The organism is Tistrella bauzanensis, assembly GCF_014636235.1.
Classification (GTDB): Bacteria; Pseudomonadota; Alphaproteobacteria; order Tistrellales; family Tistrellaceae; genus Tistrella; species Tistrella bauzanensis.
Genome location: NZ_BMDZ01000117.1, coordinates 1 through 8,679 on the forward strand (window position 1 = coordinate 1; position 8,679 = coordinate 8,679).

The following is an 8,679-nucleotide window of genomic DNA, read 5'->3' on the forward strand; positions in this document are numbered from 1 at the left end:
TACGATCCTCCGTCGTCTTCGCAAACCACAGAGAATCACAAGCCGCTGAAATCACTCAACATAATTTTCGGTTGGGCTCTCAGGCAATCGTGTTGTTCAAAATGCTTGCTGACAAGATCGATCGTCCCTATCTCTGTAGACAAATCAAGGGGCAGGCACCGGGGCGGTCCCTTGAGTGGTTTGAGGCCGAAGTCGATGCGCTTTCTGGGAAATTTTGACGAATTTACGCGTGAACAGGCCCGCCGCGCCCGCGAGATCGGGCTGACCGATGCGGTCGTGCAGCGGTTGCGGACCCGAGACGATACCCGCACGCCATCGAAGCGGGCTTTGCTGGCGGCGATCCGTCGCCGCAGTCAGGATGAAGACACGCCGCTCTGGTAGTGGCGCCGCATCAGCCGAAGCGGAAGGCCGAGACCGTGGTTTCCATCACCCGGTCCGAGAAGATCCGCATGCCCGCATCATCGCCGCCGGCGCCGGCCGCCACCATCAGCGGGATCAGGTGTTCCTCGGCGCGCGGCGGATGGCATAGCCGGGCCGATGGCGCCGCGTCCCACTGGGTCAGGGCACGGTTGCGGCCGGCCGGGGCGCTTTCGACGGCGCCGGTCAGCCAGCCATCGAAGCTGTCGGAAATGGGGCCGAAGCGCGGATCGCCATAGCCCCGCATGTTATGAAAGCTCATGCCGCTGCCCAGGATCAGCACGCCCTCGTCGCGAAGGGCGACCAGGGCGGCGCCGGCGGCCAGATGGGCTGCCGGGTCCAGATCATTGCGCACCGACAGTTGAATCACCGGAATATCGGCCGCGGGCGCCATCAGCAGCAGCGGGATGAACACACCGTGGTCGAAGCCGCGGTCGGTGTCGGCCGTGGTTGCGAAACCGCCATCGGCGAGCAGGCCGCGCACCCGTGCCGCCAGATCGGGCGCGCCGGGGGCCGGATAGCGCAGGTCGTAAGTGTGGGGCGGAAAGCCGTAATAGTCGAACAGCAGCCCGGGCGCCGTGTCGCCGGTGACCGCGAAATCATCGGTCATCCAGTGGGCCGACACCACGATGATGGCGGTGGGCCGCGCCGGCAGGCTGGCCAGCAGGCCGCGCAGGAAATCGCTCATGCGGGTCCAGGTGTCGCGCGGCGACCAGTCCATGAAGAAGCAGGGGCCGCCACCATGGGGAATGTACAGGCTGGGCATGCGGGTCGTGCTGGTCCTGGTCACGCTTGTCATCTCCGGGGGAACACCGGAAATGATTATGCGCCGGCCCAGGCGCCCGGCAAAGTCGCATGAAGGTCACGACATGGGACGGGGCGTTCCGCTTACTGTCCGGCTTCATGCCTGTTCCCGTCCCGTTCCGAGATAAGCCCTGATGCGTCGTCTGCCAGCCTCCGTTCGCCGTGCCCCTGTTCTGTCGCCGCAGCCCGCCGGACGCACCGATGCGGGCGACGGGCCGTTGATGGCCGAGATCCACCCGCGTGCCGGCCGCCGTGGCCATCGCGGGTCCGGTGGCGGCAGCGGCAGTGGCGCCGGCAACGGCAGAAGGCCCGGTGCCGGCGGGCGCCCGCGGCGGCGCTGGTGGCGGGGTATCGCCATCGCCGCCGGCGTGGTGGTGCTGGTGGCGGCCGGCTATATCGGCTGGGTGTTGCGCGACCTGCCATCGCTCGACGAATTGAACCGGCCGGCCACCGAACCCGGCATCACGGTGCTGTCGGCCGACGGTACCGCGATCGCGGTCTATGGCCGGCTGACCGGGCGGCAGATCACCGTCAACGACCTGCCACCGGCGCTGGTGGAAGCCGTGCTGGCGACCGAGGACCGGCGGTTCTATGACCATCCCGGCATCGATGTCTTCGGCATCGCCCGGGCGGTGGTGGCCAATCTTCAGGCCGGCCGGGTGGTACAGGGCGGCAGCACCATCACCCAGCAGCTTGCCAAGATGCTGTTCCTGACCCCTGAGAAGTCGTTTGAACGCAAGCTGCGCGAAGCGGTGATGGCGCTGCGGCTGGAAGCGGTCTACGACAAGAACGAAATTCTGGCGCGCTATCTGAACCGGGCTTATTTCGGCGCCGGCGCCTATGGCATCGATGCCGCCGCCCGACGCTATTTCGACCGGCCGGTGGAAGACCTGGATGTGGGCCAGTCGGCGATGCTGGCCGGGCTGTTGCAGGCGCCATCGGCCTATGCGCCGACCTCGGCGGCGGCGCGGGCCGAGCGGCGGATGCGGGCGGTGCTGGCCAATCTGGTCGATGTCGGCTACCTGACCGCCGATGAGGCCCGTGCGGTGCGGGTGCCGAAGGTGGCACCCTCGGCGCGCGCGACAGTCGGCGCCACCAACCGGCGCTGGTTCGCCGACTGGGTGCTGGACCAGTTGGCCAGCCAGATCGAGCCCACCACCCGCGATATCGTGATCCGCACCAGCCTGAACCATGGCCTGCAGACCGCGGCCGAGGCGGCCGTTTCGGAGGTGCTGACCGCCGATGGCGGCAAGGTCAAGGCCGGCCAGGGCGCCTTCGTGGCAGTGGCGCCCGATGGCGGGGTGCTGGCGATGGTCGGCGGCCGGGACTATCGGACCAGCCAGTTCAACCGTGCCACCCAGGCCTGGCGGCAGCCCGGATCGACCTTCAAGGTCTTCGCCTTTCTGGCGGCGCTGGAAGCGGGCTGGGGCCCCGACAGCACGGTGCTGGATGCGCCGGTGACGGTCGATGGCTGGTCGCCGGCCAATTTCGAACCCGATTATGCCGGCCGCGTGCAGTTGATCGACGCGGCGGCCCGCTCGCTGAACACCGCCACCGTGCGGCTGGCCGAAGAGGTGGGGCGTGACCGGGTGATCGCCACCGCCCGGCGGCTGGGCCTGTCGGGCGATCTGCCCCAGGGCCCCAGCGTGACCCTGGGCACCGGATCGGAAAACCTGCTGGAGATGACGGCGGCCTATGCGGTGCTGGCCAATCAGGGCCGGCCGGTGGTGCCCTGGGCGATTGCCGAGGTGACGACGGCCGACGGTACCGTGCTCTATCGCCGCGAGGCGCCGGAACCCGCCGATCCGGTGCTGTCGGAACGCACCGTCCAGGCCATGAATGCCATGCTGGTGCGGGCGGTGGAAAGCGGCACCGGCCGGGCGGCGCAACTGCGCGGCGCGGTGGTCGCCGGCAAGACCGGCACCAGCCAGGATTATCGCGATGCCTGGTTCATCGGCTATACCGGCGCGGTGGCGGCGGGCGTGTGGGTCGGCAATGACGATGACAGCCCGATGCGCGGCGTGACCGGTGGTCGGCTGCCGGCCAAGATCTGGGCGCGGGCGATGTCGGAAGGCGGCGGCCGGCTGATGCGGACCCCGCCGCCGGTGCTGCCGGTGCGCGCGCCGGTGATGGCCGATGCCGGCACCACCACCAGTGACGATCCGCTGTCACGCCTGCTGCGCGGCCTGTTCGGCGACGACACCGCCGCCCCGCAGGCAGCCGGGCCCAAGGCGGCGCCGGCGCCACGCAACGACCCGGCGCCACGGCCACAGCAGCCGTCGCTGGGCAATCCGCCGGCCTATCCCGGCGACGACCGCTTCCACCCCTGACCGCTCGATCCGGCCGCAGCCTCAGCCGTTGGTGATCGGCGGTGCCGGCGTCGGGCGCACCAGCCGGAAATAGGCGAGCAGCGCCACCGCCGACAGCACCAGAATGGTGGCGGCGATCGGGGTTGGTGTGCCGTCGGCCAAAGGTGCTGTCGCGGCGGCGACGATGCCGCCGGTGGTCATCTGGCTGCAGCCGATCAGCGCCGAGGCCGTGCCGGCGATGCGCGGATAGGGCAGGATCGCGGCGGTGAAGGCCTGCGGCAGCGCCAGGCCGGCGCCGGCGAGCAAGGCCGCCGCCGACAGCGACACACCGAGTGGACCGTCTATACCGGCCACGGTCTGTGCCGCCATGGCAAGACCGCCCAGCGCCATGATGGCGATGCCCAGCCCCAGCAGGTTCAGTGATCCCAGCCGCATCACCAGCCGGCCGCCGGTGGCAGCCCCCAGCACATAGCCGGCGACCGCAAGCCCAAAGAACAGGCCGAAACGGTCCGGCGCCACGCGATAGCCTTCGATCAGCAGCACTGACGAATTCGACACCCAGGCGAACAGCCCGCCAAAGGCCGAACAGGTGCAGATCGCCAGCCCGACGAAGCGCCGGTCGCGGATCAGTCCGCCCATGCTGCGCAGAATGGTCAGCGGCCGGATGCGGCGGATGTCGCGATCGGTGATCGGTTCGGGCAGGATCATCACCGCGCCTGCGATCAGCAGCAGGCCGATGCCGGCCAGCACCGCGAAATTGGCCCGCCAGCCGAACAGCACCTCGATCTGACCGCCGATCATCGGCGCCACCATCGGGGCCAGCGCCGTGGCCGAGGTGATGGTGGCGAAGATCGAGCCCGCGCGTTCCGGCGGGAACAGGTCGCGGACCAGCGCCCGGCCGATCACCGCGCCCGCGCAGGCACCGGTGCCCTGCAGCACCCGCGCCAGCACCAGGTCGTCGATGGTCACCGAGTACAGACACAGGATCGAGGCCGCGACCTGCACCGTCATGCCGGTGATCAGCACCGGCCGCCGGCCCAGGGCGTCGGAAACCGGTCCATAGACGAGCTGCGCCAGCCCCCACATATAGCCGGTCAGCGTCAACTGTGCGGTGGCGGCATCGGTGCCCAGATCGCGGCCCATCGCCGGCAGCGACGGCAGATAGAGATCGGTCGACAGCGGCCCGAGCGCTGTCAGCGCGATCAGGAACAGGATGATGATCCGGCTGGGCCCGGAGGCTGAGGGGCGGCCGGTTCCTGACGGATGGCCCGTTGCTGACGGATGGCCCGTTCCTGACGGATGGCCGGTCGGGGGCTGAGGCTCTGCCATGTCGGGTGGCGCCGATCTGAAAAGGGGCGTCTGTCGGGGGAGATGGGCAGGCCACAGCTTACAGGCGCCCGCGCCCCGCTGGTTATAGGCGCCCGCGCCCCGGTGGCCAAGCAATCCGGATGAACGGCCCGCCGGGTATTTCGTTTCGAAATATGAGACACATTTTCGCCGCATCCGGTCCCGCGCAGGACCATCCGCAGACGAAAGCATTCATACGCGAGCATCCGCCGGTTGATCATCCGGCGCCGGCATCAGGCCTTTGTTCCGAAGAGTCGTCGGTTTACAATATGTTCGCCTTTCCAGACGCGTCCGGTGCCGATCCGGCGACGCATCGCCCGGTTATTGCGTGTGGCGCGGGTCTATCGTGTCAGGGTGATATGGCCTGTGTCGATAATCGCGAATAAATTGACGCAACCACGCTGCAGGTATATATGTCCCCCACATATCAAGGGCCAATCGACCGGCGGCCATCCGCCCGTAGCTGGAGAGGATTTGAGCGTGACGATCAATGCAGGTCTGGAAGGGATTGTCGTCGCTGAGACGGATCTGTCGCTTGTCGACGGGACCAACGGATATCTGGTTTATCGCGGGAACTGGGCGAAGGATCTTGCCATCTCGCGGACGTATGAGGACGTCGTTCACCTTCTCTGGCGCGGTCATCTGCCCAGTGAACAGGAATCGGAAGCCTTCCGCGCTGAACTGGCGGCGCGTCGCAAGCTGCCCGACTATCTGAAGACGATCATCGCGGCGCTGCCCCCTGAGACCGACACGATGAGCGTCTTGCGGACCGCGACATCAGCGATCGGCAATCGCGGCTATGCCTGGCCGCCGACCTTCGAACAGGCATCGGATATTCTGGCCAAGGCGCCGACGATCATCGCCTATCGCCATGCGCTGAACACCGGCCGCGACCCGATCGAGCCGGATGAGAGCCTCGGTCATGCCGCAAACTATCTCTATATGCTCCATGGCGAGAAGCCGACCCGTGTGCATACCCGCGCGCTGGATGCCTATATCATCCTGACCGCGGAACACGGCCTCAATGCCTCGACCTTCACCGGCCGGGTGATCACCTCGACCCGCTCCGACATCGCCTCGGCAATCACCGGCGCCATCGGTGCGCTGAAGGGCCCGCTGCATGGCGGCGCGCCGTCGGAAGTCGACACCATGCTGGAAGAGATCGGCACCAAGGAGAACGCCGAGCCCTGGCTGCGTGGCCAGATCGAGGGCGGTGAGCGGCTGATGGGCTTCGGCCACCGGGTCTACAAGACCATGGACCCGCGCGCCGTGGCGCTGCGTCTGGTCTCCGACAGCTTCGCCGGCGAGGATCCGTGGTTCGACCTGTCGGTGCATGTGGAAGAAACCGCGGTGCGGCTGCTGAAGGAATACAAGCCCGGCCGCAACCTGTATCCGAACGTCGAATTCTGGGCGGCGGCGGTGCTGCGCGGCGTGCGCATCCCAACCGACCTCTACACCCCCACTTTCGGTCTGGCGCGCATGGCCGGCTGGTCGGCTCATATTCTGGAACAGGCCGACAAGAACCGCCTGATCCGGCCGGAATCGACCTATGTCGGCGAGATGCCCAAGGCGTCCTGACGCCCGGTATTCTCAGCGCCGGCATTCCCCGCCCTGGCGGTGGATATTCACGACAGCGGCCGGCCGTGCCTTCTCAGGGGCGCGGCCGGCCGTTTGGCGTATGGCGCCGCCCCCGGGATCAGGCCAGGCGGGCCTCGACCAGCCGCACCAGAGCGGTTGCCACGATCGGGATCAGACGATCGTCGAAATCGTAATGGGGGTTGTGGACCATGCAGCCGCCCTCGCCACCCTGGCCGAACAGCAGATAGGCGCCCGGGCGCTTCTGAAGCATGAAGGCGAAGTCTTCCGCCGCCATCAGCGGCGCGAAATCCGGCTGGAACCCATCCTTGAACAGATCGCCCAGGATCGACGCGGCAAAGGCGGTCTGGTCGGGATCGTTGATCAGCACCGGATAGCCGCGCTGATAGGTGACCTCTGCTGTCACGTCACGGGCCGCGGCCACGCCGGTGCAGACCCGGGCGAGGCCGCGTTCAAGCAGGCCGCGGGCATCGTCATCCAGCGCGCGCACCGTCCCGCCCAGCCAGCCCGCATCCGCCACCACATTATGGGTGGTGCCGACATGGATCTGGGTCACCGACAGCACCGCCGCCGCATGGGCGCTGACCTCGCGGGATACCAGGCCCTGCAGGGCGCAGGCGGCCTCTGCCAGGGCCAGGGCCGGGTCGCGGGTGGTGTGCGGCATGCCGGCATGGCCGCCGCGCCCGGTCATCACCACCTTGAATTCATCGAAGGATGCCATTGCCGGGCCGCTGCGGACGCTGGCGGTGCCGAAGGGCAGAAGCGGCATGTTGTGAAAGCCGAAAATGCTGTCGCAGGGGAAGCGCTCGAACAGCCCCTCATCCACCATCCGGCGGCCGCCACCCAGGCCTTCCTCTGCCGGTTGGAAGATCACCGTCAGCGTGCCGCGGAACTGGCGGGTTTCGGCCAGATGGCGGGCCGCGGCCAGCAGGCAGACGGTGTGGCCGTCATGGCCGCAGCCATGGAACAGCCCCGGATGGCGCGATGCCCATGGCCGGTCGGCCTCTTCGGCCATCGGCAGGGCATCCATATCGGCGCGCAGGCCGATCGACGGGCCATCGCCGGTGCGCAGGGTGCCGACCACCCCGGTTTCGGCGATGCCGGTGGTGACGGTGAAGCCCGCCGCCCGCAATTGTGTCGCCACGAAGGCGGCTGTGCGGGTTTCGTTGAAGCCGATTTCAGGATGAGCGTGCAGATCGCGCCGCCATGCGGTATGCGTCGGGTGCTGGTCGTTCAGAGCGGCAATGATCTGCAGGCCCATGGCATCGTGCCTCCGGGGTTGCGGGCAGGGCAATATAGTCAATATAGTTTACTAACTGGGCAACAGGGACAAAGCAAGCGACATGGATGGTGACACGCACGACCCGGGGATGCTGCGGGGCGATGACCTGGAGCATTTCCGGCAGCGCAATCTGGGGCGGCTGCTCGATGAAGTGCATATGGCCTTCGACCGTCGCGCGCTGCAGTATCTGCGCGACAGCGGCTATCCGATGCTGAATGCGGCCCATACCCATGTCCTCAGAACCATGCGGTTCGAAGGTGCCACCATCACCGACATGGCGGTGCGGGCCGGGATATCGAAGCAGGCGATGAGCAAGCTGGTGGCCAGTTTCGAAGAGCATGGCTTTGTATGCTTCGTCGCGGACCCGGATGATGCCCGCAGCCGGATCGTGACCGTCACGGAAGCGGGCGGTGTGCTGCTGGCGATGGGCATCCGCGCGCTGAAACGGGCCGAAGCCGATATCGGCGCGGTGATCGGCAGCGACCGCCTCGACATGCTGGTGGATCTGTTGTCGCTGGCACGTGATGCCGGCATCGACAGCGCGATCGGCCAGGGCGCCGCCCATCGACGGCGCCGCAGCTAGGCACTGGGACGTAAGGCCCTGTGGGCATGGCCCAAATTCACATAGTCAATATTGTTGACTTTCTTTTCGGGCTGGGCACAAATGGATCATGCGATGCCGGAGCAACCGGCACCTTTCCTGACAGGGAACTCAGATGCGCCATCATGCTTCCGCGTTGCGCGGCCGCAAACGTGCCCTCATGCCCGGGGCGCTGGCAGCCGGTCTGCTTGCTGCCGTTCTTACCGCGGCTCCTGCCGCAGCCGACAGTTTCACCTATGGCTCAGAGCCCAACCGAAAATTATGTTGAGTGATTTCAGCGGCTTGTGATTCTCTGTGGTTTGCGAAGACGACGGAGGATCGTA

Annotated in this window: 8 protein-coding genes; 5 read left to right on the forward strand and 3 right to left on the reverse strand. The window is 67.3% G+C overall.

Translation table 11 applies throughout. The features are described from left to right. Both IEW15_RS26195 and IEW15_RS24300 read left to right on the forward strand, forming a co-directional pair. A partial coding sequence (locus tag IEW15_RS26195; protein WP_229708729.1) for a hypothetical protein occupies positions 1-218 on the forward strand: 218 nt, incomplete at its 5' end. Beyond that, a complete protein-coding gene (locus IEW15_RS24300) occupies positions 196-381 on the forward strand; it encodes a hypothetical protein (RefSeq protein ID WP_188582946.1) in 186 nt (61 codons plus the stop codon). The genes IEW15_RS26195 and IEW15_RS24300, both read left to right, overlap by 23 nt. Positions 382-391: 10 nt before the next feature. Here IEW15_RS24300 and IEW15_RS24305 read toward each other — a convergent pair whose 3' ends face one another. Next, on the reverse strand, positions 392-1,216 hold the full coding sequence (locus IEW15_RS24305) for a DODA-type extradiol aromatic ring-opening family dioxygenase (protein WP_229708731.1): 825 nt from the start codon (positions 1,214-1,216) through the stop codon (positions 392-394). Between the two features lie 226 nt (positions 1,217-1,442). Here IEW15_RS24305 and IEW15_RS24310 point away from each other — a divergent pair, with 226 nt between their 5' ends. Further along, complete coding sequence (locus IEW15_RS24310) at positions 1,443-3,551, forward strand: transglycosylase domain-containing protein (RefSeq protein ID WP_229708734.1); 2,109 nt, start codon at positions 1,443-1,445, stop codon at positions 3,549-3,551. Between the two features lie 21 nt (positions 3,552-3,572). Here IEW15_RS24310 and IEW15_RS24315 read toward each other — a convergent pair whose 3' ends face one another. Then, positions 3,573-4,859, reverse strand: a complete 1,287-nt coding sequence (locus tag IEW15_RS24315; RefSeq protein WP_188582950.1) for a multidrug effflux MFS transporter — start codon at positions 4,857-4,859, stop codon at positions 3,573-3,575. Positions 4,860-5,357: 498 nt separating this feature from the next. On the opposite strand from IEW15_RS24315, the gene IEW15_RS24320 reads away from it, so the two are divergent. Continuing rightward, positions 5,358-6,455 (forward strand): citrate synthase/methylcitrate synthase, encoded by a 1,098-nt coding sequence (locus IEW15_RS24320; RefSeq protein WP_188582952.1) that lies wholly within the window; start codon positions 5,358-5,360, stop codon positions 6,453-6,455. A gap of 118 nt (positions 6,456-6,573) precedes the next feature. Here the strand turns inward: IEW15_RS24320 and IEW15_RS24325 are convergent, their stop codons facing one another. Further along, positions 6,574-7,734, reverse strand: coding sequence for a M20 aminoacylase family protein (locus tag IEW15_RS24325; RefSeq protein ID WP_188582954.1), 1,161 nt, complete (start codon positions 7,732-7,734; stop codon positions 6,574-6,576). Positions 7,735-7,816: 82 nt separating this feature from the next. Here IEW15_RS24325 and IEW15_RS24330 point away from each other — a divergent pair, with 82 nt between their 5' ends. After that, positions 7,817-8,338 carry a MarR family winged helix-turn-helix transcriptional regulator gene (locus tag IEW15_RS24330; RefSeq protein WP_188582956.1) on the forward strand — a complete coding sequence of 174 codons (522 nt, stop codon included), beginning with the start codon at positions 7,817-7,819 and terminating at the stop codon, positions 8,336-8,338. The last annotated feature ends 341 nt before the right edge of the window (positions 8,339-8,679 follow it).

Excerpts from the sequence above, each read along its gene's own strand:
- IEW15_RS24300 (WP_188582946.1), top strand. The coding sequence starts at position 196 with ATGCGCTTTCTGGGAAATTTTGACGAATTTACGCGTGAACAGGCCCGC.
- IEW15_RS24305 (WP_229708731.1), bottom strand. The coding sequence starts at position 1,216 with ATGACAAGCGTGACCAGGACCAGCACGACCCGCATGCCCAGCCTGTAC.
- IEW15_RS24310 (WP_229708734.1), top strand. The coding sequence starts at position 1,443 with ATGGCCGAGATCCACCCGCGTGCCGGCCGCCGTGGCCATCGCGGGTCC.
- IEW15_RS24315 (WP_188582950.1), bottom strand. The coding sequence starts at position 4,859 with ATGGCAGAGCCTCAGCCCCCGACCGGCCATCCGTCAGGAACGGGCCAT.
- IEW15_RS24325 (WP_188582954.1), bottom strand. The coding sequence starts at position 7,734 with ATGGGCCTGCAGATCATTGCCGCTCTGAACGACCAGCACCCGACGCAT.
- IEW15_RS24330 (WP_188582956.1), top strand. The coding sequence starts at position 7,817 with ATGGATGGTGACACGCACGACCCGGGGATGCTGCGGGGCGATGACCTG.